A 24,977-nucleotide genomic window follows, 5' to 3' on the forward strand; every position below is an offset into this window, starting at 1 on the left:
ATCGGCGCGCTCAGGATCGTGACTGGGTCCCGTGCATGCCGTATCGCTCCTGGTCGGACGGGCGCGGTCCCTCGGGGCCGTCCCTGCCGACGCGGAGCATCCGCGAGACGCGGACGATGCGGAACCTGCGGTTCAGCACGGCGAACTCCGGCCCGCTCATCGCCTCGATCCGCTCCGCGGCGTCCTCCCACTCGGCGATCTCCTCGGGCTCGGCGGGCTCGCCCTGGAACTCCAGGAGCCGGGGCAGCAGCTCGCTGAAGTACCTCGCCAGATGGGTGCGTGCCTGGCCGGGACCGTCCGCGCCGGTGAGTGGGTCCCAGGTGTCCCCCTTGATCTCGACGACGGTGAAGGTGGGCGGGAGGAGGACCACGCCGGGATGGGTGCGGATCGCGTGGCGGGCCTCGAGCTCCACCGTCTCGGGCACCGTGCCGGGGATGGGCAGGTGCCCGACGAGGTTCAAGCGCAGCTGTGCCTCCCACTGCCCCGCCGGCGCCCGGGGGTCGATGAGGTGGTCCTCGAGGAAACGCGCCTCGTCGGGAGGGTCGGTGTCGGTCGCCCTCGGCGGCTCCATCACCCGGCGCCCGATGAGGGTGAACTTCTCGATCCGGATCACCCGAAAGCGACGGTCGCCGATCTCCCACTCGTCCTTGGGAAGCTGCTTGCCGTCCTCCGGGTCGAGCCGATCGGCCGCCGCGCGCATCGCGCAGGCGGTCTCCGGGTCCTTCTCCCGCTCCTTCGCCTCGATGCGCAGGCCGGCGGCGAGACTGTAGCGGGCGCCTTCTGGATCCATCGCCCCGACGCAGCCGATGCGCCATTCGGTGCCCCGCTGCACGGCGTACCCGAAGTCGGGCGACCCTGCGGGGAGGAGCTTGGAATACGTCCGGATGCGGTCCCCGAGGTCACTGTCCCGCATCGCGGCGACCGGGTCGAGGTCGGCCACCACATTGATGTGGTCGAACCCCGGCATTAACGGAAAGGACATGCCCCCATCCTTACCGCAGATTCCGCGGCCCGCATCGATTTCGCCGAATCGGCGGGAAAGCAGATCCATCACCGCAGCTCACACTGCCGTCGGCCGCAAAATAACACCCTTTCAGGAAAAGACTGATTCGCGAAATATATCCATTTAATGCCCTGATAAGCGACACCGGCCGGAGAAGCACCGCTATTCTCGTTCCATGATCACTACGTGGGAGCCCACCGCCGTGGGCGTACTCCGGCTGCCATCGGGCCGGCTCGTCCGCGGCCGGGGACTCCGCCGCCCGCTCCCGGACGGACCGGCGCCCGCGTACGGGCTCTACCTCCTCGGCCACGAACCACCGTCCGTCGCGTGGGAGACGCGGTGGCTGCGCTGGCCGGACTTCCGCCTGCCGTCCGACCGCGCCGACGCCGTGGACGCGCTCCGCGAGGCCTGGAAACGCGCCGAGACCGAGCGCGTCGAGATCGCCTGCGGCGGCGGGGTCGGCCGGACCGGGACCGCGCTGGCCTGCCTCGCCGTACTGGACGGGGTACCGGGCTCGGAGGCGGTCGCGTACGTCCGGGAGCACTACGCGAAGCGCGCCGTCGAAACGCCCTGGCAACGCCGCTACGTCGCCCGCTTCTCGACGGACGCGTGATGTTCGGCCGGGGTTCACCTCGGTAGGCCGGGACCCGGGCCCGAGCAAGATCACGGTCGTCTACGATTCCGGTTCGTGATCAAGAACAAACTGATCGTTTCGACCGCCGCGCTCGGCGCCGTCCTGGCCACGGCCTTCCCCGCACAGGCCGCGCAGTCGCTGGCCTGGCAGCGCGTCGGCACGGACATCACCGGCGGCGTGAGCGGCATGGCCCTCGTCGCGGGCGCGCCCGTCGGCCGTGACCGGGCGGATGTCGTCATCGTGCGCGACAACAAGGCGGACGGACAGAACCGGATCTCCACCGTACGGCTCCGGCCCGGCAAGGCCCCGGTGGTCACCCCGCTGGCCTGGAAGGGCCCCCTGCCCAAGGACGTCGAGGCGATCGACGCCGTTCCGGGCCGCAAGAACCACTACATCGCGCTGGCCAGCGAGGGCACGGCGTACCACGTCGCGATCGCCGGCGGCACGGCCACGGTCCAGGGCTCGCCCGTCTCCCTCCCGGACCGGAAGAGCGGCGACAACTACGAGAGCTTCGCGCTGTACCGCACTTCCGTCGGCAAGGTCTTCGCCGTGTGGGCGACCCGCGGCAAGAACTCCGAGAAGGCCGTCGTCCGCACCGCCGCTGCGACGGTCGGCAAGGCGAGTCTCAGCATCGGCAAGACCGCCGACAAGGCCAAGTTCGCCGTGCCGTTCCCGAGCGCGAACGAGGTACGGCACATCAGCGACCTGAAGGTGCTGAGCGACGGCACCGTCCTGGTGTCGTCGGCGCAGGACCCGAACGACGACAACGGCCCCTTCAGCTCGGCCGTCTACAACGCCGGAAAGCTGACCATCAAGGGAGGGCGCACGCCCGTACTCCACCTGAAGAAGACGAGCAGCCTGAAGCCGCTGCGCAAGTTCACCAAGAAGGACGACCGTAAGGTCGAGGGCATCGTCGCGCTGCCCGGCGGCCAGGCGATCTGGGGCACCGACGACGAGAACCTCGGCGGATCGGTGACGTTCGACAAGCTGCACTGACGGCCCGCGCGGGGCCCGGCGGTACCCGCCCGGCGCGGGGCGGTTACGGCCGGGTCCCGGCTGCCTCTGGGGCCGTTCAGGGGATCAGCGGAAGGCGTCGGCGTGGGCCCGCGCCCACTGCTCGAAGGTACGCGGCGGCCGCCCGGTCACCTCCCGCACGGTCGGCTCGACCGGTGACTCGTCGAGCGTGCCGCCGACGTAGAAGTCGAAGAAGGCGTCGACGTACTCGACCGGCATGGACGCCTCCATCTCCGTTCGGGCCTCCTCGTCGGTCAGGCCCACGCAGCGCAGGTCCCGCTCGAGCACCTTGGCCAGTACGGCGATCTGATCCGCCGGGAGCAGCGACTCCGGGCCCGACACCACGTGGATCCGGCCCTCGTGCTCGTCGGTCACCAGCGCCCGCGCCGCGACCGCCGCGATGTCGTACGGGTCGACGACGGCGGCGCGCACGGTGGGGAACGGGACCCGCACCACGTCACCGGCCGCGAGCTGAGGCAGCCAGCGGAGGGCGTTGGACATGAACGCCCTGGGCCGGATGAACGTCCACGGCACGCCCGACTCCCGGACGGCCCGCTCGGACAGGATCATGTAGCGGGACACCGCGTTGCTCAGGTCCCCGCTTCCGGCCGAGCCGCCCGACATCAGGACGACGCGCTCCGCCCCCGCCTCGCGTACCCGCGCCAGCAGGCCCGGCATGTCCGCGTATCCCGACATCAGGAAGACCGCGCTCACCCCGGCCAGCGCGTCCGTCATGGTCTCGGGCCGGTTCAGGTCTCCGACGACGGCCTCGGCCCCCGCCGGCAGCGTCGCCTTCCGTGGGTCGCGGACGAGGGCGCGGACCCGCTGTCCCGCGGCGGCCAGCGCGCTCACCAGCTCGGAGCCCACATTGCCGGTCGCACCGGTAATCAAGATCATTTCGACCTCCGAGGAGTCGCTCGATGCAAGATCATCCACATGAGACCACAGGCGCGCGCCGCCGTGCGCCAGGATGTGCACCATGACGCCCGACACCTATTACCTGCAGGCCGCACGCCGGATGTGGCAGCAGTTCGAGCCGGTTCACGCGCTGGTCTACTACGCGCCCGACGTGTTCGAGGAGCTCGCGGCCCTCGGATACGACGTGGCGACCCGATGGCCGACCTACTTCCCGCTGCGTGCGGCGCCCCTGGGCGCGCCCGGCCCGGAACGGGTGGCCTCGGCGTTCTACAGCTTCAGCCCGCAGATGGTGGCCGAGCACGTCGCCCCCGCCTGGACCATCGCGGGCTCCGAGCAGGTGCTCGCCGCGAGGTTGCGCGGGGTCGACCGGTTGTTCCGCGGGCTGATGGGCGACCAGATCGGCACGGCCGAGTTCGCGGAGGCCGCCGGGCTCGTACGCAGGGTCGCCGAGGCCGCCGACACCGCCGGCCCCTGGCGGCGGGCAACGCCGACCTGCCCTGGCCCGACGAGCCGCACCTGGTGCTGTGGCAGGCGATCACCATCATCCGCGAACAGCGCGGCGACGGGCATGTCGCCGCCCTGCTCACCACCGGCCTGGACCCGTGCGAGGCCCTGGTCTCGTTCGCGGCCATCGGCGCCGCCCCGGCCGAGACCTTCGGCGGACGACAGTGGACCCCCGAGCAGTGGGAGGCGGCCGCGGACCGGCTGCGGTCGCGCGGCTGGATCGACGCCGACGGCAAGGCCACCGACCGCGGCTTCGAGGGCCGCGACCAGGTCGAACGGCTCACCGACCGGCTCGCCGCCGTAGCCTGGACGGCGCTGACCGAGGCCGAGATGGACCGGCTCGTCGAACTGAACAACCCCATCCTCACCGCCGCGCTCCTGTCCGGTCTCCTGCCCGGCACCAACACGCTCGGCATCGCCACCGTCCAGCCCCCCAAGTGGTGAATCGTTCGCGCCGTTACGATGCCGGAAATGGACATCTTCGCCGAGGTCAAGCGCCTTGATCTGCCGCTCGGTCAATATGTGGTGTTCGGCAGCGGCCCGCTGATGGCGCACGGCATCCGCGACACGACCGATGTCGACCTGTTCGTCACGCCGAGCCTGTACCAGACGCTCAAGGCCGGCGGCTGGGAGGAGAAGGAACTCACCGGGCCGAACGACGGGCTGTACCTGACCAGCGGCATCTACGAGGCGTACGACACGTGGCGCTGCGGGGACTACGACCCGACGCCAGAAGCGATCATCGCGTCGGCCGACTTCATTCAGGACGTGCCCTTCGCGCCACTGTCCGAAGTACTGAAATGGAAGCGGACGTTCGGCCGGCCGAAGGACGTGGCCGATGTCGAGTTGATCGAGCACCACCTGCGGGCCTGCACCGTTCCACACGAATAGCCCGCGCGGCCCGGCCGTAACCGGCCGGCGCGGGGCGACCACGGCCAGGTCCTTCGGCAGCCGCCGTTGGACGCCGACATCGCCACCGTCCAGGTGATCAGGGTCGAGCAGAACGGCCTGGATCCCGCGGCGTGAACCCGGGTCAAGGATCGGTGTGAACCCGGGTCAGCCCATCCGCCAGGGACCGGCGCGAACCCGGGTCAGCCCATCCGCCAAGGATCGGCGTGAACCCGGACCGCCCCGTCGGCCAAGGAGAGGTGACCCGCCCGGTGCCCGCAACGGGCCCTGACGAAGGGACACCCCTTTATGGCCGCAGCGCCACCACGCTCGCGGGCCGCGTCGTCGACCGAGGTCGATGACGCGAGCCTCATCGAGCGGTCGAGGAGCGACCCCGAGCTCTTCGCAACGATCTTCGATCGGCACGCCGGCCGGCTACGCGGATACGTCGCGCGCCGCCTCGGCCCCGACGCCGCCGACGACGTCGTCGCCGACACGTTCCTCATCGCCTTCCGCCGCCGCGCACGCTACGACCTCTCCCGTACGGACGCGGCCCCATGGCTGTACGGCATCGCCACCAACCTGATCGGCGAGCGACGGCGGGCCGAGGTGCGGATGTACCGCGCGTACGCCCGCTCCGGAGCCGACCCGCTCGCCGCCGAGGGCCACGCCCAGCGGGTGGCCGACGCCGTCTCCGCCGAGGCGGAGGGCTCACGCCTGGCCACCGCGCTCGCGTCGCTGAAGAAACGCGACCGCGACGCGCTGCTCCTCTTCACCTGGGGCGACCTCTCGTACGAGGAGGTCGCCCGCGCGCTCGACGTGCCGGTCGGCACGGTGCGCTCACGCCTCAACCGAGCCCGGCGAAAGCTGCGCACGGCCCTCGGTACCCCGATGACGACGAGTGAGGACTGACCATGAGTGACCTGAACACACTGCGGCGGATGCGGGCGTCCCTGGCCGAGCCCGAGCCGGTACGGCTGGCTGAGGTCCGGTCGCGGGTGACCGCGCGATTCGACGAGCGCGGCCCCCGCGTCCGGCTGCCGCGCACGGGCGTACGGATCGTGGCCGTCGGCGCCCTCGCCGTCACGCTCGCCGCCGGGGTGACCGTCGCCCAGAACCTCGGAGGCGTCGACGAGAACGGCCACCGCCGTACCGGCATCCCGGGCCTGCCCGCCGGCCCCGTCGCCTCGGCGGCCGAACTGGCCCACCGGGCCACGCTCAAGGCGGCGACCGAGCCCGCTTTGAACCCGCGCCCCGACCAGTGGACCTACGTCAAGGAGATGTTCGCGACCTCCTCCGCCGGTACGGGAGGAGCCCTGGCCGGGCGCCCCGACGGGCGCATCACCGTCGAACGCTGGCTCAGGGTCGACGGCATGCGACGGGCGACCAAGGAGAACGGCGGACGGCTCAACTCCGTCCCGACCACGCCGATGGACCGCTCGGCCGTACCGCGCACCGACTACACCTACCTCCGGTCGCTGCCCACCGACCCGAAGGCCCTGCTGGCCCTCGTCTACAAACAGGCGGGGCAGACGCCGCTCGGGCGCGACGCCGGGGCCTTCACCACGATCCAGGACCTGATGCGCCGCAGCGCCCTGCCTCCCAAACTGCGCGCGGCCCTGTACGGCGCGCTCGCCGCGATTCCCGGTGTCCGGTTGGACAAAAACGTGACCGACGCCGCCGGACGCCACGGGGTGGCCTTGTACCGGATCGACGAGGGCTACCTGCGCACCGACGTCATCATCGACCCGGCCACGTACGCCTTCCTCGGGCACCGCGCCATCGCCGTGAAGGACCACACCTCGACCGGCACGGATGGCAGCTCGCGGTTCAAGAAGGGCCAGATCCTCGGCTGGTCGGCCCAGCTGACCACCGCCATCGTCGACCAGCCTGGAGTTTCCCGATGAGAACCCTGATCAGCACGCTCGCCATGGCCGCCATCGCGTCGGGCACCGCCATGGCTCCTGTCTCGGCCACGGCCGTCACCCGTCCTGAGGCACCGCATGCAACGCTGGCGAAGGTCGGGAGCAGCGGTGCGGCCACGTGGGACCCGCGCGTCCGCCGCCGCCTCGCCGCGCGCCCGGCGGTGCGGACCCCACGACCGGCGGCGTCGAACGTGGCCGTGGACCTCACGATGCTCGACCGCACCGGGGAGAAACCCGCAACGGACTACGACGACCTGACGTTCTTCACCGAGATGACGACGGGCGAGAGTTACTACCTGCCGTATCACGCGGGCACCCTGCACACGGAACTGCCACCGGGCCGCTACGACGTGCGCGCCTTCATCCTGACGCCCACCGCCAGCGGCGAGCCGTCCGTGACGCTGGCCGTCCGGCCCGATGTCACAATCAAGGACGCCACGTCCCTGACACTCGACGCGCGTACCGCCCGGCATCCGTCGATGACCGCCGACCGGGCGGGCGCCCGTCAGCTGAAGGCGAGCGGCGTCATCGTGCTCGCCGCGAAAGTGGCCGGCCAGCTCACCGTGCTGAACGGTCTGACCATGGCGAACGGATACGTCACGCCGACCGGAGCCTCTCCCGGGCTGGCCGTGTACGGCGACGCCGACCTCGCTCAGGACGGTGACGTGACCAAGAGCCCGTACCTCTACCACGCCGCCGGCGCGTTCCACGACCGGATCCCGGCCGATCTGACGTTCCATGTCCGCACCGCCGACCAGGCCGAGGTCGCGACCCGGTACGCCGGTCTGGGTGGTCCCGGCTGCGTCAGCACCCAGACCGGAGCGGTCTGGATGGACGGCACGGTCGTTAGCACGCCGACCGATGATCGTCCGCTCCCGGACCGGCGCGTCGAGTACTTCACCCCCGGATTCGACTGGTGGCACGACACCAACGCCGGCGCCTGCGATTCGGACACCCGGCAGACACAGATGGTGACCGAACGATTCGATCACGCCGGACGTTACGAGCGCGCGCGGGACGTCGCCCCGTTCGGCCCGGCCCTCGGCATTTACAACCAGCGGGTCGGCGACGAGCTACGAGTACTGGACCTCGGCATGTACATGGAGTCGTCCGCGAACGTCCCCGCCGGGCTGGACATCCCTGGCGCCTCCGTGAACCTCGCGCTCACCCATGACGGCCAGGTCCTGGCGACCGGGAACGACCCGACGAACTTCACGGCCACCGTGCCACCCGGACGCGCCACCTACCGTCTCACCGCCGACGCGCAACGCGACATCCCCTGGACCGACCTGTCCACTCGGCAGCACGTCACCTGGGACTTCACCTCCGAGCACACCGACTCGGCGACGCTGCCGCTCCTCGCAGTCCGCTACCGGACGGCGCTCGACGAGCAGAACCGCGCCCCCGCCGGAAAGGATCAGCACGTCGAGGTGCGGGTCGAACGGCCCGGCGGAGCCGTGGCCACGGACGTGAAGAAGCTGACGCTGGACGCGTCCTTCGACGACGGCGCCACCTGGCGGCCGGTCACCCTCACCCGGGCGGGTGACCACTGGACCGCGACCCTCCGGAACGCTGCGGACGCGCACTACGTGTCCCTCCGGGCGAGAGCGGCCGACGCCGCGGGCGACGCCGTCGACCAGACACTGATCCACGCGTACGGCCTCACCCGCTGACGGAGTAGAGCCCCCGCCCCGACGCCCTCTCAGGCCGGGACGGGGGCGCGCTCATGATCAGCCGAGGCTCCAGAGACGGTTTCTCGTGGCCGACACTCCTGCAAGGGACCGTTCGCGGACATGTGGCGAGCGGTCCCGGGCGGCGGGTTCATGCGCGCCGCCCGGGACCGGCGTGTCTCATCCCCATGCGCCGGCGATCTGGCGGGTGGTGGCGTTGAGCCGGTTGAACAGGTTGGTCACACCGATCATCAAGACGATCGCGGCCAGCTGCTTCTCATCGAAGTAGGTCGCCGCGGCGTCCCAGACCTCATCACTCACCGCGTCAGGGCGGTCGGCCAGCCGGGTCGCGGCCTCGGCCAGCTCCAGCGCCGCCCGCTCCTCATCACTGAAGTACGGCGCCTCCCTCCAAGCCGCGACCGTGGCCAGCCGCTCATCACTCAACCCGGCCTTACGCCCCGTCTTGGCACCGGCATCGACACACGCACTGCAGCCGTTGATCTGGCTCACCCGCAGATGCACCAGCTCCAGCGTCTGCTCCTCCACCCCGCCAGAATGCACGGCCTTGAAGATCTCCTGAATGGGCTGCATCGCGCCGGACAGCACGAAAGCCGGGTTCTTCATCCGGGACTGCATCATGATTCTCTCCCTCTTCGGTGTGGGTGCCCCGTTCCCTCCGGGGCGTGACACCATCACAGCCCAGCGGACTTGCCACGACCACGCCGATGGGACACCGTGGGACAGCCGAAACGGCCTTGAACAGTGACGACTCGGCCCAGAGGGATTCCGCCGAGGCGGGACAGGGAAGCGACGGCGGCCCACGAGGGGATCGCAGCCGTGCTCGAGGAGACGGATCCGCCTGCGGCCGCCGAGCACCGCGCGGCGGGGCAGGCCGTTGGTTCAGTCGCCCCAGATGGCGGCGAGCGCCCGCAGGAAGTTCCCGCCGAGGATTCCGTCGATCTCAGCGGGCGTGAACCCGCGGGACGCCAGGGCCGGGGCGATGTTGCGGGCGTGCTGCAGCCATTCCAGACCCTCCGGCCACACCCACGGCGGACGCGGATAGTACCGCTCGTCGTATCCGAAGAAGTCGTACTCCTCTTCGCTCTCGTCGGCGAAGTCCAGCCCCAGCCCGACATGCTCCGGCCCGACCAGTTCGGCGATATGTACGGCGTGGTCGACCAACTGATCCAACGAAGGTTTCCCCGCGGCGGTGATGAACGCCTGGAACGCGCACAGCCCGATCACCCCGCCGGTGGCGGCGATCGCGGCGATCAGCTACGACGACAGAATCTCGCATATCCACCGAAGTAGCACCGTGAAGCCCGGACCATGAGGATGGGCGCCATGCGGGCGAACGGGTGGTGGAACCGGGGGGCGCGGGTTGTGGCAGGTACCGGTGTCGCACGGAGAAACCGTGGAGCGGTGGCGAAGCGGCGGCGGCGTACCACTCCACGGCTGATCTCATGGTGGTGGGTGGTGTGGGGTGTCGTCGCGGTCGTCGCGGCGGTGTGGGTCTCGACCGCGTGGCTGCTGGCCCAGACCGGCGCGCCCGACGCCGCCCTTCGCATCGATGCGATCAAGACCGGGCTGAGCGTGGGTGCGGGGACCGGTGGCGCGATCGCGCTGGTGCTGGCCATACGCCGCCAGTGGCTGGGCGAGCGGGCCCAGTCGCATGCCGAAGAGGACGCTCGCGAGCGGCGCATCACCGAGCTGTACGGCAAGGCCGCCGATCAGCTCGGCAACGAGAAGGCTCCGGTCCGCTTGGCCGGCCTGTACGCGCTCGAACGGCTGGCGCAGAACAACCCTGACCACCGGCAGACCATCGTCGACGTCATCTGCGCCTATCTGCGCATGCCCCACACCCCGCCCGGCACTCTCGGCGCCGAGGCTCCGGATCGGGCCGCGGCGCAGGAGGAGCTCCAGGTCCGCCTCGCCGCGCAGAGCATCCTGACCGGCCACCTGCGCCCTCACCACGAGGTCTGGCTGGACCTGGATCCCGACGTTCCCGGCCCCGCGTTCTGGGACGGCATGGAGGTCGACCTGTCCACCGCGGTCCTCATCGACTTCGACTTCTCGCACTGCCGGGCCGAGCTCCCTGACTTCAGCTCGGCACGGTTCTACGGCAGTACGACGTTCTCCTACTGCCGGACAGACTCACTGAGCCTGAACGGCGCGGTCTTTCACGGCCCGGCGTTCTTCCACAACGCCGTCATCGACGGAGGTGCGTTCTTCGACTCCGCCTCGTTCCACGATTACGTGAACCTGTCGGAAATCGAGTTCGCCGGCGACCAGGCCCGTTTCCCCGCCGCCGAATTCCATGGCACGGCCGCCTTCCAAGAAACGACCTTCGGCGGGCGGGTCCGCTTCGACGGAGCGGTCTTCCACCAAGAGGTCAGCTTCCGCAGAGCGACCTTCGGCGCGGGAGTCTGGTTCGGAGACTGGCCGGAAGAGGCACCCTATGCCGTCAGCGTGTCCTGCGGTGAGGCCGTCTTCCACGGCCCGCTCGACCTGAGCGAGGTGTCCGTGAAGGACCCGTCGGGACCGAACGTGTGGCCCGCAGGCTGGCGGATCTCGACGGGCGGCGAAACGGCCACCCTGGAGCGGGTTCCCCCGACCTCCACCGGCTCCCCGAGAGCCGCCCGAGCACGCCGACGACGACGCATGGACATCCGATCCAAGATTCGATCGCTCCTCCCGTAGCCGAATCGCTGAGCATCCCCGCACCGGATCGACGTTCCGGCCCTGGCCGGCATTCCAGCCTGGTCGCCGCGTGGTCCACGAGTGGTCCGACATTGGTTCAAACCCTGGTGCATACCCTTCTGACCGAGCCACGCTCGTGCCGCATCGCCCCCGACGGCATGGTCGCTCGGTTCCAGAACTGATCGCGATCTGCCGGGGCGAGCGACTCCGATCCGGCCGGATCCGGAGTTCCGCGCGTACGGAGTGAAAGGTGCGAGCACGGCATGACAAAAGCGATCAGAAGCCGGCGGCTGGGAGCCGTTCTCGGCGGCACCCTGTTGCTGGGTCTCTCGTTCTTCTCACCCGGCTCTACGGCCGCAGCCACGACCGGCGGATGTAACCCGCACATCCCGATCAACGGATGGGACGTCGGAGTTTGCATCAGCGACCGTGGCACGTCCTCCCCGACGCAGGTGACTCCCGACGTCTACCTCAATAAGGTCGGCTCAGTACCGAGCAATTGCCGAATGTACATCGAGGTGTGGAGTGACAACGGACCCGTGCTCCGGCGCGATGACGGTCACCCATGCGTCGCACGAAAGGCGTCATACGAATACACCGGTGCAGGCCATCTCGTGACCCTGGTCATAGACCGGTGCTACCCGGGGCTGCACACTCACGCCTTCTACTACATCGGTTCCACGATCCACATCGGTGACAGTCCGCACATCGATTATGGGTGTTGATTCGCCCGGCCCGATTCGCGGCGGCTGTTCGGCAGTCGACGGGGCCGCTTGGTAGCCGCAGATCCCCGCCACAGACTCGGCGGGGAGCGGCTACCAGGCGACGTCGGCGACACCGACGAGCAACGGCTGGTCGTTCTCCGCCCAGATCTGCATGCCGATCGTCGTCACGTGGTCCACGGCCGGTACCGTCCACACGACCGTCGACCAGCCGCCCTTCTCGGGCAGCGGGGTCTCGGTCTGCTGGGTGCCGGCCCCTTGGTTCTCCACCGCCCAATGGTTGGCACCACGGGAGTCGTGAACGAGGAAACTGACTCCGCCCTCCTGCGCGCCGGGTACCCACAGGTGGAGCGTCACCTTCATGCCGGGGTGCAGGGTGTCCAGGCCGTGCGAGATCCCTACGGCCGAATAGCCCTTCGACGCCGATGCCCCCGTAACGGTGACCAGTTCGGCGGGATGGCCGTGGTAGGTGATGCTCGTCGTCCTTTGGAGCCGGGCCACCTGCGGTCCGTACAGCACCCACCACCTATTGGCACCGTCCGCGAAGTTGATTCGGAGCCGTGGCGCCGAGTCCGTCGTGTTCTGGGCCAGCGCGAACACTCCTGCCGCCAGTAGCAGCAGCGGGAGGAGGATGAGCACCACGCGCCGTCGCCACCGCCTCGGCATCGAAGGCCCGGCCGGCCGTACCGGCTCGACGTCGGCAGCGGACGACGTGAGCTCCGACTCGGTCGTCGGCGCCGCCGAGTCCGGCGCGTGGACGAGCAGGTGTGCCGCTCGGGTCTCGGCGAGTTCTGCGAGTGCCTTCTTGCGGAGGTCGCGGAGTTGACCGCCGGCCACGTTCAATTCCCGCTCGTAGCCGATGACGATGTCCTCGGGCGGGATACGCCGCCCGTATTCATAGTCGACCAGCGTTCCGTGCCCGCTCAGACCTATTCGGCGTGCCAGTTCCCGCAGCGACATGCCATTGCCCACGCGGTGAGCTCGTAACTCCGCACCGAGCAGACGGGCGGACTCGTTGTCCTGCCGAGAACCCGCCATGGCAAGCCTCCGAGGAGTCGGCGACCGGAACCACGAACCACAGTCACGCTAGATGATCACGATGGTAAAGACCAGATCCGCACCGTGGCGGCGCCAGGAGCACCTGGGTATGGCAGCGTCGTCTTTCGCGGAGTTGCGGAATGGTCGGGGCGATGCGCCCGAGCGGCGCGCCGTGCCGGTCGCGAGCCACGGCCCTCGACCGCCTCTTTCATGGCCGAGCGGAGATTGCCATCAGCAGCTGACCGGTGGCGGTTCCTCAGCCGGAGTGAGCGGCGAGCAGCCCGAGGGCCACCGCGGCCAGGATCGCGACAAAGATGACGACGGCGCGCACATCGCCTCGCCTCCCGCCGCCGACCCTGACGAAGGGAACGCCTGGACCACCGTTGCCGTCGGCACCGTGGTGATGATGATGGCCGCCGAACCCGCCATGGTGGTGACCACCGAACCCGCCGTGATGGCCTCCGCTGTACCCGCCGCCGTCGTGTGACATCGCATGGTCTCCTTCCTTTTCAGGTTGGACGCCGCGGTGATCGACAGAGTTCCCCGTGCAGATCCGATAAACCGCTCCGCCAGGCGGCAAGGTGGTGGGACCAGGCCGCCGCCCGCGGCGGTAGACCCGGCCGGACCTCGTGACGCCGAACAGGCCGTACGCCCCTCATCGCCTCATCGACGACAACCGTCGGATCCGGCGGTTTCGTACGCCGTAGCTCAGGCGTCCGTATCTTTCGGGTGTCGTGGTGATGCGTAGACGAGGTGCACCGTTCGCCTAATCCTCATTCGGGGAAGGGGCGGTCGGCTGGGCCGTCAGTTCCGGGTCGGCCAGAATGACCAGGTAGGGCCGGCCTGCCTGGGACGTGCGTGCGCTCAGTACCTGCGCCAAACGCGGTTGTTTCCACCCGTGCTGCACTTGTCGACCCGGAAGTAGATCGTTCCCTTGACGGTGGACAGGCACTGCTTCTTGGCCACGTTCTTCAGCCGGCCGTGGGCACCGCCGCTCCATACCCACTGCTGGTCCTTGTGGCCGGTGCACTTGTGCATGACCACGGCGTCTCCGTAGACGGTCAGGCAGTTGTTCGAGTTGATCCGGGGGCGGAAGGTCCTGTCGTTGTTGAGGACCCACTCCTGGTGCTTCATGTCCTTGTGCCCGGCCGGGTGACAGGAGACCTGGCGGACGGCGGCGGCGCCGGTGTTGCTGTAGTTCTTCCTGCTGTCCAGGCACTTACCCGTCTTCATGCTCTTGTACTGCGGGCTGAAGACCTGGGCGTGGACGTCGGCCGAGGCGGCGGACGCCGAGCCGACCAGCACCGTTCCGGTCGCGACCAGAGCGAAGGTCACCTGCTTGAAATTCACGCGCTTCCCCCTTCGGAGGTGTCCGGGGCTCACGACCACCGGCACCATGACCGATACCAACCATACGGCTGCGTATGGAGGCGACGGTACCATACGCAGCAGTATGGTCAGCGAGGGACTCAGAGCCTGGCGACTGGTCGACGGTTCAGGAGGAGCGGGTCCAGAGGTCGCCCTTGGCGTTCTTGTTGCACTTGACCACGAGCAGGTAGGAATCGTGGTTGAGGGCGAGGCACTTCTTCGTCTTCACGTTCTGCAGCGACATTTTGTTTTTAGCGAGCCTGACCCACTTCCACTGCTGCGTCTTATCCGTGCTGCACTTCTTCGAGATGACGAACTGGTTGTTCCTGAGGGCCAGGCAGTTGCCAGGGCTGATCAGGCTGTGCATCGTCTTGTCGTTGTCGAGGATCCAGAGCTGGTGCTTGATGTCCTTGTGCCCTCGGCCGTGGCACGCGACCCGGCGTACGGCCTGGTTGCCCGCCTTCGTCTTCGTGTCCAGGCACTTGCCCGACGCCACGCTCTTGTACTGATAAGAGGCCGTCTGCGCGTGAACATCAGAGGCCGATGCGGCGGAGGCCGCCCCGACCAGGGTCGTCCCGGCCGCGGCCAGAGCGAAGGTCACCTGCTTGAGACTCACTCGATTTCCCTTCGGAAGCGTCCGGAGACTCACGTCCACCGGGGGTTCATGATCGTTTCGCGGGAGCGTAATCGCGGCGTCCGCGTGAAGGGTGCTTTTACCGTGAAAATGGGACCCTGGCCCTATGCGGGTACGGTGCACTACAGACCCCTGCCTCACGTCTGCATCGGATGGCCCTCGGCCCATCCGCGGTGGGCAGAGCCGACGCCTGGGAGACCCCGGGTCGACCGGCCGGCGAAGATCGACCAGTACGGTGGGGGGCGGTTTTCCTCGTAGGCCGGCGCGCGGCCTGGCTCGGGAGTGATCAGGTGGCTTACCGGTGCGGGTCGCCGCAGGTGATGTCGGTCGTGGCGGCGTTCCTGCTCGCCGCGGTGCTGAGTGGTTGTGGGGCCGGTGCCTCGGCGAAGAGCGCGGAGCCGCCCCGGGCCACGACCGAGGCGGGGAAGAACCCGGTGCCGCGGGCTCCCGCGGTCGCGATGCCGACCGGTCCCGCCGCGCATTTCACCGTCGCCCGCCATACGTCGGCCGGGCCGGTTCTGATGACGCGACTGAAAGGGGCCAAGTCCGGGTGGACCGGAAAGGTCTGGGTCTGGCTGCCGCCGCAGTACAACGATCCGCGGTACGCCAAGACCGGGTTCCCCGTCGTCATCCTTCATACGGGCGGTAGTGGCTCCGGCTACAACTACTGGTCCAATCCGAAGGTGCTGCCGGCCCAGGCGGACGACGTGCGGCTGAACCGCGCGGGCAAGGCCCACCCGTTCATCATGGTGATGCCCGCCCTGCAGCCGTCGTCGCGCCAGGACACCGAGTGCAGTGACATCCCGGGCAAGCCGAAGATGGGCACCTGGCTGGGCGAAGACGTACCCGACTTCGTCCGCGCCAATTTCCGGACGCTGAGGAGCCGCGACGGCTGGGGAACGGCGGGTGCGTCGTCCGGAGCGTTCTGTGCCGTGAAGCTGGCGGCCCAGCATCCCGACGATTTCAAGGCCGTCGTCTCCTGGGGCGGCTATTTTCAGCCCGACACCGAGCTGCACTGGTCGGAGGAGGGCCGCCGGGCCAACAGCCCGGACCTGATGCTCGAGAGGAACCGGCCCGACCTCCGGTTGCTGCTCATCGCCGGCGGCTCGCCGCGGTCCCGCGATGAACAGCAACGGATGAACGCGCTGGTGAAGCTGATCAAGCCGCCCACCGTCGCGACCACCTACGTCCAGCCGAACGGCGAGCACTTCACCAAGGACCTGAAGAAGCTGGTCCCGATGATCCTGGAATTCCTCACCACGAATATGCAGGGGCCGACCAGCGACCCAGGATAACTGTCCGATTTTCGCCACATGACCACTCTTGTTGCGGCGCCCCCGCACACATAGGCTCGGGCCACCTGATCCGGGACACATATGTCCCGCCAGAGGAAGGCCCCCGCCATGTCGTACCGCAAAGCCGCCCCCGCCATGTCGTACCGCGCCGCCGCCTCCGCCCTGATCGGCACCGGCACGCTCGCCCTCTCGGTCGCCCTGATCCCCGCCGCGAGCGCCTCGCCGGCCCCTCACCAGCAGGCCGCACTCGCCACGATCACTCTCCACTACGACGACAGCCAGGCCGCGGAGTTCAAGAGCGCCGTGGTCGCCGGCGCCAATACCTGGAACGCGAACGTGAAGAACGTCCGTCTGGTCGAGGCCACCGCCGGCCAGCGGGCCGAGATCCGGATCATCGCCTTCAACGGCTGGCCCCAGTCGACGCTCGGCCCCGTCCGCCCGGGCGGGAGCGGAACGGTGTGGTTCGGCCGGGAGGCGGTGGACGAGGGGTACAACACGATCCGCATCGCGGCGCACGAACTCGGGCACAGCCTCGGCCTCCCGGACAACAAGCCCGGCCCCTGCTCGTCGCTGATGTCCGGCTCGACCGGCGGCGTCTCGTGCACGAACGCCACCCCCAACGCCTCCGAGCGTGCCGCCGTGGAGGCCAACTACGCGAGCTCGGCGGCGCCCCGGCTCACCGGCGGCCCCATCGTCGACGGCCCCTGATCGCGATCAGACCCGGAACGTCACTCCGGTCAGGTCTTCCGAGACCGCCCACAGGCGACGCTGGACGGCGGCGTCGTGGGACCGCCTGCTGGACCCGACGAGCCTCGGGTGGCCCTTGGTCTGGCCGAACCCGTCCGGGCCGTAGTACTGGCCTCCCTGGACCTCCGGGCTCGTCGCGGCCCGCAGGGTGGGCAGCGCGCCCATCTCCGCGCTCTGGGCGAGCAGTGGACCGAGGGCCGTCTCGAGAACACGAAGGGGCGCCGGGAGGTTGCGCCCCAGCTCGGTCTGCGAGCCACCCGGGTGGGCGGCCACCGCGATCGTCTCGGTCTGGCCGGCCAACCGGCGTTGCAGCTCGTACGTGAACATGAGGTTGGCGAGCTTGGACCGGCCGTACGCCGCCACGCGACTGTAGGACCGCTCGGACTGCAGGTCGTCGAAGTCGATCTCGGACCGGATGCGGTGACCGACGCTGCTGACCGTCACCACGCGGGAGCCGCGCACCGGCAGCATCGCCTCGAGCAGGAGCCCAGTTAGGGCGAAGTGCCCCAGGTGGTTGGTGCCGAACTGCAGCTCGAACCCGTCCTTGGTGGTGCGCTTCGGCGTGTACATCACCCCGGCGTTGTTGATCAGCAGGTCGATCTTCGGGTGGCGGGTGCGCAGCTCGTCCGCCGCGGCGCGGATGGAGTCCAGCGAGGCGAGGTCGAGGTCCTGGACCGTGACGTCCGCGCCGGGGGCCGCGTCGGTGATCCGGGCGGCGGCCTGCTTGCCCTTGTCCGTGTCCCGTACGGCCAGCACCACCTTCGCGCCTCGGACGGCGAGGACCTTGGCGGTCTCGAAGCCGAGGCCGGTGTTGGCGCCGGTGATCACCGCGACGCGGCCGTGCTGGTCGGGCACGTCCTCGGCGGTCCACTTCTCTTTCATGATCCCTCCAGAATCCGATCGAAGCCGATCAAGAGACCAGCGGTCTGTTACATGCCCCAACGTAAGAGACCGGCGGTCTACTGTCAAGAGACCGGCGGTCCGTAGGATTGGGTCATGACGACGTTCAAGCGGGCGCGCAGTGAGGAGCAACGGGAGATCCGGCGGCAGGCGATCCTCGACACCACCGCCGCGATGCTCGACCAGATGGCGGTGAACGAGGTCAGCCTCAACGAGCTCAGCCGCCGCGTCGGCCTGGCCAAATCCAACGTGCTGCGCTACTTCGAGTCTCGTGAGGCCATCCTCCTGGAGCTCCTGGACCTGGCGTGGAAGCAGTGGATCGGCCGGCTGACCGAGCGGCTCGCCGCCGACGTCGACCCACAGGCCACGCCCCGCCGGCGCGGCGACCAGCTCGCCGCCGCGCTGACCCGCTCGCTCGCGCCCGAACGCGTGCTCTGCGACCTGCTCAGCGCCCAGGCCGGCGTCCTGGAGCACAACGTCTCGGTCGAGATCGTCACGCGCTACAAGCGGGCGACCCTGGACAACATGACCGCCATGACCGAGCTCGTCCGCCGCCACCTGCCCGAGCTCGGCGACCAGGCGTTCATGGTCTGCGGTGCGGCGATCGTGCTGATCGGCGCGCTGTGGGTTCAGACCTGCCCGTCGGACAGCATGCTGGCCGCCTACGAGGCCGACCCCGCCCTGGCCGCGCTGCGCCTGGACTTCGCCACTGCCCTGGAGGAGGTCTGGGCCACCCAGATCACGGGGGCCCTCGCCCGTACGGCGTCCTGAGGCATGCCGTCACCGAGGCCGTCGTAATCTGGAAATCGGCAGGTCAGCGACCTGGACCACGGTGTGGTCCTCGAGGGAAAGGGCTGCTGCGATGGCCGAACCGACGACGTACCACGGCCCCGGCGGGCCCTCTCGCTACGCGCCGATCGCCGAGCACGGGCTGATCGGCGACCTCCAGACGGTGGCCCTGGTGGACACCCGCGGCACCGTCGACTGGTACTGCTGCCCGTCGTTCGACGCGCCCAGCGTCTTCGCGGCGATCCTCGACGCCGACCAGGGCGGATGCTTCGAGCTCAGCGCCATCGCGCCGGCCCGGACCAAGCAGTTCTACTTCCCCGACACCAACGTGCTGATCACCCGGTTCTTCACCGAGGACGGGGTGGGCGAGATCCAGGACTTCATGCCCGTGTGCGACGCCGGCGAGGTGGACCGGCACCGGCTGATCCGGCGGGTGATATGCGTGCGCGGGACCATCCCGTTCCGGGCGCGGGTGGCCCCCCGGTTCGGCTACGGCACCCGGCCGCACACCGTACGGGCACAGGGCCGTACGGCGCTGTTCGAATGCGACGCGCTCTCGCTCGCGCTGACCTCCACGGTGCCGCTCGAGTGCGACGACCGGGATGCGTGGGCGGATTTCAAGCTCTCCCAGGGCGAGTCCGCGGTGTTCGCCCTCGACCGGGTCGGTGGCGAGATCACGCCGCGAGGCTGCCCGCACGCCGAGGCCGAGCGGGAGTTCACCGCCACGGTGACGTACTGGCGGCACTGGCTGTCCGCGTCCCGCTACCGCGGCCGGTGGCGGGAGATGGTGCACCGCTCCGCGCTGACCCTCAAACTGCTCACCTACGCCCCCACCGGCGCGATCGTCGCCGCGCCGACCACCAGCCTGCCCGAGCGCGTCGGCGGCGCACGCAACTGGGACTACCGCTACCTCTGGGTCCGCGACGCCGCGTTCGCCGTCTACGCGCTGCTGCGGCTCGGCTTCACCGACGAGGCCGAGGCGTTCATGACCTTCCTGTCCGAGCGGGTCGACCTGCGCGACGATGGGCCGTCGGGTCCGCTGCAGATCATGTACGGCATCGACGGGCGCACCGACCTGCCCGAATTCGAGCTCCCCCACCTGGAGGGCCACCTGCGCTCGGCGCCCGTACGCGTCGGCAACGCCGCCGCCACCCAGCTCCAGCTCGACATCTACGGCGCCCTGATCGACTCCATGTACCTCTACGACAAGTGGGGAAAGCCCCTCCCCAGCTGCGCCTGGGACGCAATCTGCTCCCTCGTCGAATGGGTCTGCGGCAACTGGGACCAGCCCGACGAAGGCGTGTGGGAGACCCGCGGCGGGCGCAAGAACTTCCTGTACTCCCGGCTGATGTGCTGGGTCGCGATCGAACGCGCCATCCGCATGGCCAACCGCCGCGGACTGCCCGCCGACCTCTTGCGCTGGCGGCAGTGCCGTGACGCGATCTACCGGCGGATCATGCGGCGCGGCTGGTCCGACCGGCGGCGGGCGTTCGTCCAGCACGAGGACGGCGACGTCCTCGACGCCGCGATCCTGATGATGCCGCTGACCAAGTTCATCGCCCCCACCGACCCCAAGTGGCTGTCGACCCTCGACGCGCTCACCCAGGACCTGGTCTCCGACTCGCTGGTCTACCGCTACGACCCCCAGGCCAGCCCCGACGGCCTGACCGGTGAGGAAGGCACCTTCTCCATCTGCTCCTTCTGGTACGTCGAGGCGCTCACCCGCGCCGGGCGCCTCGACGAGGCCCGGCTGGCCTTCGAGAAGATGCTCACCTACGCCAACCACGTCGGCCTGTACGCCGAGGAGATCAGCCACACCGGAGAACAGCAGGGCAACTTCCCGCAGGCGTTCACCCACATGGCCCTGATCAGCGCCGCGTTCAACCTCGACCGGGCGCTCGGCTGACCCGCAGTGCGTTCGCCACCAGCGGCGTGCGGGCGCCCGGCCAGGCCGGATCGCCGAAGCCGAGGACGTCGGACACCCGGCGGCCCCGAACGGCGCACCAGCCGTTCAAGGTGTTGAACTCGATCGAGACGATCGAGCCGTTTCCGTTGTCCTGCAGCACCGCGCCGACGTGTCCCGGCTCTCCGGTGGAATTGAAATCGAAAAAGGCGATCCGGCCGCGTGCCGGAATTCTCGTCGCCCGGCCGATCTCCCGCCAGTACTCCCACCACGCCGGCAGCCTCGCCCACCGCGGGTCCGCGCCGCCGAAGGCGAGGACCTGGTCGGTCCTCCAGGCACACCACAGCAGGCCCATGGCGCAGAAGTCACCGGTACGGTAGTCCCGGTCCCCGACGATCTCAGCGAACCAGTCGCCGTATATCGTGCTGCCGTCCGCCCGCCTCCGCGGACCGACCTGGGTCTTGGCCATTGCCAGAAAGGCTTCACGTCCAGGCATCTTCCCCTCCCCGTGCAGGAATAATGACAGGGAGCAACAAATACGGTCAGTATCGAGGTGGACACTATGCGCTTGAATCGCGGGTAAGACGCAGGTGACGCCGCGGACGGTGGACATCCGGGCGGTCATCGGTCCCGGAACCGGGTGCGCAGGCGGGGCAGGACCTCGGCGCCGAGCCGGGCGATGTTCTCCTGGGTCCGCTCCGGGGCGCCAGCGCCTTCCACCATGAGAATCAGGTGGCGGATGCCGGTGCGTTCGACCGTCGCCGCCATGGTCCGCACGCAGTCCTCGGGAGTGCCGACGGGGTGGATGCGGCACAGCAGCTCCGCGTACTCGTCCGGGTCGCGGGGGCGGTACGGCCGGTCGTCGACGGGGACGTAGCCGGCCAGGCCAGGGCGCAGCCAGCGGGGCAGCTCGGCGCGCAGCGTCCGCCGGGCCTCCGCCCGAGTGTCGGCGACGTACGCCATGGCGGCGGCCACGTGATCCACCGGCACGCCCGCGGACCTCGCGGCGTACTCGGCGAGCATCGCGTTCCTGCCGTCATCGCCGATGTGCAGGCCGAGCAGCATGGGCAGGCGGCGTTCGGCGGCGAGCGCGGCGGTGGCGGCCGAGGTGCAGGCGACGACGACCGGCGGGTACGGGCGCGTCCGGGGGCGCGGCACCATCGGGACCTCACGGAAGGCGAAGGCCGGCCCGGCGGCCGACAGCCGCGTACGGGTCAGTCCGGCCAGCAGCAGATCAAGGCTCTCGGCGAAGCCGGACTCGTACCGCGCGAGCCCGGTGCCGAACACCTCCAGGTCCACCCACGGGCCACCCCGCCCGACGCCGAGCCGGAAGCGGCCCCCGGACACCTGGTCCAGCAGGGCGGTCTGCTCGGCCAGCGCGACCGGGTGCGCGGTGGACAGCACACTCACCGCCGTCCCCACCGCGATCCGTTCCGTACGGCCCAGGACGTACGCCGCGAGGGAGATCGCGGAGGGACAGATCCCGTACGACATGAAATGGTGCTCGGCGAGCCAGACGTCGTCGAAGCCGGCCCGCTCGGCGGCGACGGCCGCCTCGACCGTGGCGGACAGCACCTCGCCGTCGCCCCGCCCGGGAAACCGCGCCGCCAGCAGGAAGATCCCAAACCGCACTTCCCCCACTCTGGCAGGAATCGCGGGGCGGCGGGGCACGCGCGGAACGTTCAGCGTCGGTGGTGGACAGAGTCGACGTGATCGCCGTCGTGGACGGAGTCGACGTGACCGCCGTCCGTCATGGACGGAGTCGACGTGACCGCCGTCCGGCACGCTCCCGCCGACCGGATCAGGCGCGCTCGGCCGTGCAGTCGGGGCACCGCCCGAAGATCTCCACGGTGTGATCGACATCCGTGAAGCCCGCCTCGGCCGCGACGCGCTCGGCCCAGCGCTCGATCGCGCGCCCCTCCACCTCCACACTGCGCCCGCACGACCGGCAGGTCACATGATGGTGATGGGTGCTGCTCTCACACCGGCGGTAGAGCGTCTCACCGGTCTCGTCACGGAGGGTGTCGACGCCGCCGCCCTCGCTGAGCACCTGGAGATGCCGGTAGACCGTGGTCAGCCCGACGCGCTCGCCACGACGGCGCAACTCGGCGTGGATGTCCTGAGCGCTGCGGAACTCCGGCAGGTCCGCGAGAACCTGGCCCAGCGCCTCGGCCTGCCGGGTGCCCCGCACGCGTGTCCCCCGGCCGACGGCCGAGGTCTGTCGCGGAGGGCGGGCGGTCGAATGCGAGGTCATGGGCAGCGCTCCGGCCGGTCGGTCTGCTTGTCGGTCGTTCCCCGCACCGTACCAACCGACCCGGCCGACCGCCGTCGCCGTCGCCGTCGGCGGCGGCGGCGACTCGTGGGGTCATCCCTGGGTGTACGTGAACTGTCATCGACAGTGAGTGGAATACAGCGGGCGGTGTACGTAACCTCGTACGAGAACACAGACCAACACAACGGCCAGAGCGTCGCGGTTGAATTGGGGGATTCACGGGGGACGCGACGCGAAACGCGGGCATCCTGAATGCTTGCCAGGCCAACCGAAAGTGAACGTCCGCGGGTAGACCTCTTGGGGGAGGGGTCGGCCCGCGGACGTTCGCACTTCAGGACGCCGTGACCCGCTCCGACCAGCGCGTTCAGGTGAGATCGGCAGGGACGGGGGCTTCGCGGATCCGGCGTGAGGTCGTCCGCGGTGAGGACCTCGGGCGAGTCGTACACCATTACCCTCACGATCGAATCACCGAAAACAACGCCTTCCGCGCCGTCCATTGAACTCCCTTGATGTGACGTCGACGGCCGCGATTAATTCACACTCCCGTGGAGTTCAACGCGCCGATTTCGGCGTTATTGAAAAAGAGGGCCGAACGCGCTGCCCCACGATCATCGGCTCGTCGGCGCACAGCGTCGCGCACCGCCGTCAGGCCCCTGCGCCGGTCGTGGACGCGGACCGGGCGCGGCGGTCAGGAGCAGGGCAGCCGGCGAAGCCGACACAGGGTCATCCGAGCCCTCCACGCTTCGGCCGTCCGCGGCCATCTCGGCACCGCGTGCCCGCACGGCGTGACGGAGTGATCGACACCGACTCGCCCGATGCCTCCGCCCTGACCACGCTGGGCTCGCCCAGCGGCGTCGAGCACCTCCCGTAGCCGATATTCCACGCGCAAGGTGTACGGTGCCTCCGGTACGCTCGTGAGCAGCGGGGCGTTAGCTCAATTGGCAGAGCTGTGGACTTTTAATCCATAGGTTCTGGGTTCGAGTCCCAGGCGCCCTACCACTCACCCGGCCACTGACCTGCGATTTCTTCGGCTCAGTGGATCTTTCGGTGATCATTTCGGGCTCGCGGGTGCTCCGTGGGTGCTCTTTTACCGCGACCTTTCGCAGTGTGGCTCCATAGGTATGCCCTCTACTGCATAACTATTCATGTGGCCGCCCGGCCGTACGAGCACGTGATCACGGCCGAGCCGCGCTCAGACGGTCATCGCCTCACCCATGACCGCTAGGTTCTGGGTTCGAGTGCCAGGGCCTGACCTACATACTTTTTGATCACTAGGCGCCTCTTCGGTACTCGTGGATCAGTCCGGAGACGGCGGTTCGGCGCTTGATCTCGGCGGTGAGGCCATCGCGGTCTCGGATCAGGAAGCGGAACCAGGCCGGGCCTGTCCGGGCGAGCGTCTTCTCGACCGGGTCAAGAGACGCTCACTGATCGTTATGGCACTCTTGCGCCTATGGAACCCCTTGGCATCAAAGGCGCTTTTTTGTTCACCCCAAATGTTCACGGCGACCAGCGCGGATCGTTCCACGAATGGTTCCGAGCGGATGTGCTCCACGAGCACACGGGCCACACGCTGAACCTGGCGCAGGCCAACTGCTCGATCTCCACCCGGGGCGCCCTACGCGGCGTGCACTTCGCCGACGTGCCACCGGGGCAGGCCAAGTACATCACCTGCATCCGCGGTGCGGTCCTCGATGTGGTGGTCGACCTACGCGTCGGTTCGCTCAGCTTTGGACATTGGGAGGCGGTACGGCTGGACGACGAGACCCGTTGCGGTGTTTATGTCGCCGAAGGTCTCGGCCATGCCTTCATGTCCCTCACCGATGACGCCACGGTCGTGTACCTGTGTTCGCAGCCGTACCTTCCAGCGCGCGAGCACGGTGTGCATCCGCTGGACCCTGACTTGGGCATTCGGTGGCCCGAGGACATCGAGCCGATCCTGTCGGCGAAGGACGCGGCAGCCCCCGGCCTGGCTGACGCACAGAAATCCGGTTCGCTTCCCGACTACGCCGAATGCCTTGAGCACTACGCCAAGCTCGGCCTGGCGAACTGACCG

General features: G+C 69.2%; 24 protein-coding genes, 1 tRNA gene and 1 pseudogene. 15 read left to right on the forward strand and 11 right to left on the reverse strand.

The features are described 5' to 3' along the window. Positions 1-10: 10 nt before the first annotated feature. Entirely contained in the window at positions 11-982 is a 972-nt protein-coding gene (locus tag ACYVF7_RS55535; RefSeq protein ID WP_460356091.1) for a DUF5954 family protein, read from the reverse strand. A gap of 196 nt (positions 983-1,178) precedes the next feature. Here ACYVF7_RS55535 and ACYVF7_RS55540 point away from each other — a divergent pair, with 196 nt between their 5' ends. Together ACYVF7_RS55540 and ACYVF7_RS55545 are read left to right on the forward strand one after the other, a co-directional pair. Next, on the forward strand, positions 1,179-1,616 hold the full coding sequence (locus tag ACYVF7_RS55540; protein WP_460356093.1) for a protein-tyrosine phosphatase family protein: 438 nt from the start codon (positions 1,179-1,181) through the stop codon (positions 1,614-1,616). 75 nt (positions 1,617-1,691) lie between these two features. Next, positions 1,692-2,633 carry a hypothetical protein gene (locus ACYVF7_RS55545; RefSeq protein ID WP_460356096.1) on the forward strand — a complete coding sequence of 314 codons (942 nt, stop codon included), beginning with the start codon at positions 1,692-1,694 and terminating at the stop codon, positions 2,631-2,633. Positions 2,634-2,717: 84 nt separating this feature from the next. On the opposite strand, the gene ACYVF7_RS55550 is transcribed toward ACYVF7_RS55545, so the two are convergent. Beyond that, complete coding sequence (locus ACYVF7_RS55550; protein ID WP_460356098.1) at positions 2,718-3,548, reverse strand: NAD(P)H-binding protein; 831 nt, start codon at positions 3,546-3,548, stop codon at positions 2,718-2,720. 121 nt (positions 3,549-3,669) lie between these two features. Here ACYVF7_RS55550 and ACYVF7_RS55555 point away from each other — a divergent pair. The 5 genes and pseudogenes from ACYVF7_RS55555 (at position 3,670) to ACYVF7_RS55575 (ending at position 8,559) form a co-directional block, all read left to right on the forward strand. After that, a pseudogene (locus ACYVF7_RS55555) lies at positions 3,670-4,517 on the forward strand (SCO6745 family protein). A gap of 27 nt (positions 4,518-4,544) precedes the next feature. Next, on the forward strand, positions 4,545-4,964 hold the full coding sequence (locus ACYVF7_RS55560; RefSeq protein WP_460356100.1) for a hypothetical protein: 420 nt from the start codon (positions 4,545-4,547) through the stop codon (positions 4,962-4,964). A gap of 306 nt (positions 4,965-5,270) precedes the next feature. After that, complete coding sequence (locus tag ACYVF7_RS55565) at positions 5,271-5,873, forward strand: RNA polymerase sigma factor (protein WP_460356101.1); 603 nt, start codon at positions 5,271-5,273, stop codon at positions 5,871-5,873. Between the two features lie 2 nt (positions 5,874-5,875). Beyond that, a complete protein-coding gene (locus tag ACYVF7_RS55570) occupies positions 5,876-6,868 on the forward strand; it encodes a CU044_5270 family protein (protein WP_460356104.1) in 993 nt (330 codons plus the stop codon). Beyond that, the gene (locus ACYVF7_RS55575) at positions 6,865-8,559 is read left to right on the forward strand and encodes a hypothetical protein (protein ID WP_460356107.1); all 1,695 of its coding nucleotides are present in this window, start codon (positions 6,865-6,867) and stop codon (positions 8,557-8,559) included. The genes ACYVF7_RS55570 and ACYVF7_RS55575 overlap by 4 nt, the downstream gene beginning before the upstream one ends. 177 nt (positions 8,560-8,736) lie before the next feature. Here ACYVF7_RS55575 and ACYVF7_RS55580 read toward each other — a convergent pair whose 3' ends face one another. Then, on the reverse strand, positions 8,737-9,192 hold the full coding sequence (locus tag ACYVF7_RS55580; protein WP_460358155.1) for a carboxymuconolactone decarboxylase family protein: 456 nt from the start codon (positions 9,190-9,192) through the stop codon (positions 8,737-8,739). 264 nt (positions 9,193-9,456) lie between these two features. Beyond that, on the reverse strand, positions 9,457-9,831 hold the full coding sequence (locus ACYVF7_RS55585) for a membrane dipeptidase (RefSeq protein WP_460358594.1): 375 nt from the start codon (positions 9,829-9,831) through the stop codon (positions 9,457-9,459). A gap of 147 nt (positions 9,832-9,978) precedes the next feature. On the opposite strand from ACYVF7_RS55585, the gene ACYVF7_RS55590 reads away from it, so the two are divergent. Further along, positions 9,979-11,256, forward strand: coding sequence for a pentapeptide repeat-containing protein (locus ACYVF7_RS55590; protein WP_460356108.1), 1,278 nt, complete (start codon positions 9,979-9,981; stop codon positions 11,254-11,256). A gap of 815 nt (positions 11,257-12,071) precedes the next feature. Here the strand turns inward: ACYVF7_RS55590 and ACYVF7_RS55595 are convergent. Then, positions 12,072-13,016, reverse strand: coding sequence for a helix-turn-helix domain-containing protein (locus ACYVF7_RS55595; RefSeq protein WP_460356111.1), 945 nt, complete (start codon positions 13,014-13,016; stop codon positions 12,072-12,074). 265 nt (positions 13,017-13,281) lie between these two features. Here ACYVF7_RS55595 and ACYVF7_RS55600 point away from each other — a divergent pair, with 265 nt between their 5' ends. Beyond that, positions 13,282-13,503 (forward strand): hypothetical protein, encoded by a 222-nt coding sequence (locus ACYVF7_RS55600; protein WP_460356113.1) that lies wholly within the window; start codon positions 13,282-13,284, stop codon positions 13,501-13,503. 377 nt (positions 13,504-13,880) lie between these two features. Here ACYVF7_RS55600 and ACYVF7_RS55605 read toward each other — a convergent pair whose 3' ends face one another. Together ACYVF7_RS55605 and ACYVF7_RS55610 are read right to left on the reverse strand one after the other, a co-directional pair. After that, a complete protein-coding gene (locus ACYVF7_RS55605) occupies positions 13,881-14,366 on the reverse strand; it encodes an RICIN domain-containing protein (protein WP_460356116.1) in 486 nt (161 codons plus the stop codon). 145 nt (positions 14,367-14,511) lie between these two features. Beyond that, positions 14,512-15,000 (reverse strand): ricin-type beta-trefoil lectin domain protein, encoded by a 489-nt coding sequence (locus ACYVF7_RS55610; protein ID WP_460356118.1) that lies wholly within the window; start codon positions 14,998-15,000, stop codon positions 14,512-14,514. Positions 15,001-15,308: 308 nt separating this feature from the next. Between ACYVF7_RS55610 and ACYVF7_RS55615 the strand changes: the two genes are divergently transcribed. Continuing rightward, positions 15,309-16,313: an alpha/beta hydrolase gene (locus ACYVF7_RS55615; RefSeq protein WP_460356121.1), complete on the forward strand. Its 1,005-nt coding sequence runs from the start codon at positions 15,309-15,311 to the stop codon at positions 16,311-16,313. A gap of 135 nt (positions 16,314-16,448) precedes the next feature. Continuing rightward, a complete protein-coding gene (locus tag ACYVF7_RS55620) occupies positions 16,449-17,021 on the forward strand; it encodes a snapalysin family zinc-dependent metalloprotease (protein WP_460358596.1) in 573 nt (190 codons plus the stop codon). 6 nt (positions 17,022-17,027) lie between these two features. On the opposite strand, the gene ACYVF7_RS55625 is transcribed toward ACYVF7_RS55620, so the two are convergent. Beyond that, a complete protein-coding gene (locus ACYVF7_RS55625; protein WP_460356123.1) occupies positions 17,028-17,942 on the reverse strand; it encodes an SDR family NAD(P)-dependent oxidoreductase in 915 nt (304 codons plus the stop codon). Between the two features lie 114 nt (positions 17,943-18,056). On the opposite strand from ACYVF7_RS55625, the gene ACYVF7_RS55630 reads away from it, so the two are divergent. Next, positions 18,057-18,731 (forward strand): TetR family transcriptional regulator, encoded by a 675-nt coding sequence (locus ACYVF7_RS55630; RefSeq protein WP_460356125.1) that lies wholly within the window; start codon positions 18,057-18,059, stop codon positions 18,729-18,731. Positions 18,732-18,822: 91 nt separating this feature from the next. Next, positions 18,823-20,655 carry a glycoside hydrolase family 15 protein gene (locus ACYVF7_RS55635; protein WP_460356127.1) on the forward strand — a complete coding sequence of 611 codons (1,833 nt, stop codon included), beginning with the start codon at positions 18,823-18,825 and terminating at the stop codon, positions 20,653-20,655. Here ACYVF7_RS55635 and ACYVF7_RS55640 read toward each other — a convergent pair. From ACYVF7_RS55640 to ACYVF7_RS55650, 3 genes are all read right to left on the reverse strand, one after another. Then, a complete protein-coding gene (locus tag ACYVF7_RS55640) occupies positions 20,630-21,148 on the reverse strand; it encodes a CHAP domain-containing protein (protein ID WP_460356130.1) in 519 nt (172 codons plus the stop codon). The two genes, ACYVF7_RS55635 and ACYVF7_RS55640, sit on opposite strands and share 26 nt — an antisense overlap. A 125-nt stretch (positions 21,149-21,273) precedes the next feature. Next, the gene (locus ACYVF7_RS55645; protein WP_460356131.1) at positions 21,274-22,284 is read right to left on the reverse strand and encodes an LLM class flavin-dependent oxidoreductase; all 1,011 of its coding nucleotides are present in this window, start codon (positions 22,282-22,284) and stop codon (positions 21,274-21,276) included. Positions 22,285-22,453: 169 nt separating this feature from the next. Beyond that, complete coding sequence (locus tag ACYVF7_RS55650; RefSeq protein WP_460356133.1) at positions 22,454-22,906, reverse strand: Fur family transcriptional regulator; 453 nt, start codon at positions 22,904-22,906, stop codon at positions 22,454-22,456. Between the two features lie 941 nt (positions 22,907-23,847). Between ACYVF7_RS55650 and ACYVF7_RS55655 the strand changes: the two genes are divergently transcribed. Together ACYVF7_RS55655 and ACYVF7_RS55660 are read left to right on the forward strand one after the other, a co-directional pair. Continuing rightward, a tRNA-Lys gene (locus tag ACYVF7_RS55655) sits at positions 23,848-23,923 on the forward strand. A gap of 451 nt (positions 23,924-24,374) precedes the next feature. Continuing rightward, complete coding sequence (locus ACYVF7_RS55660) at positions 24,375-24,974, forward strand: dTDP-4-dehydrorhamnose 3,5-epimerase family protein (RefSeq protein WP_460356136.1); 600 nt, start codon at positions 24,375-24,377, stop codon at positions 24,972-24,974. The last annotated feature ends 3 nt before the right edge of the window (positions 24,975-24,977 follow it).

This window comes from Actinoallomurus acanthiterrae (assembly GCF_054775715.1).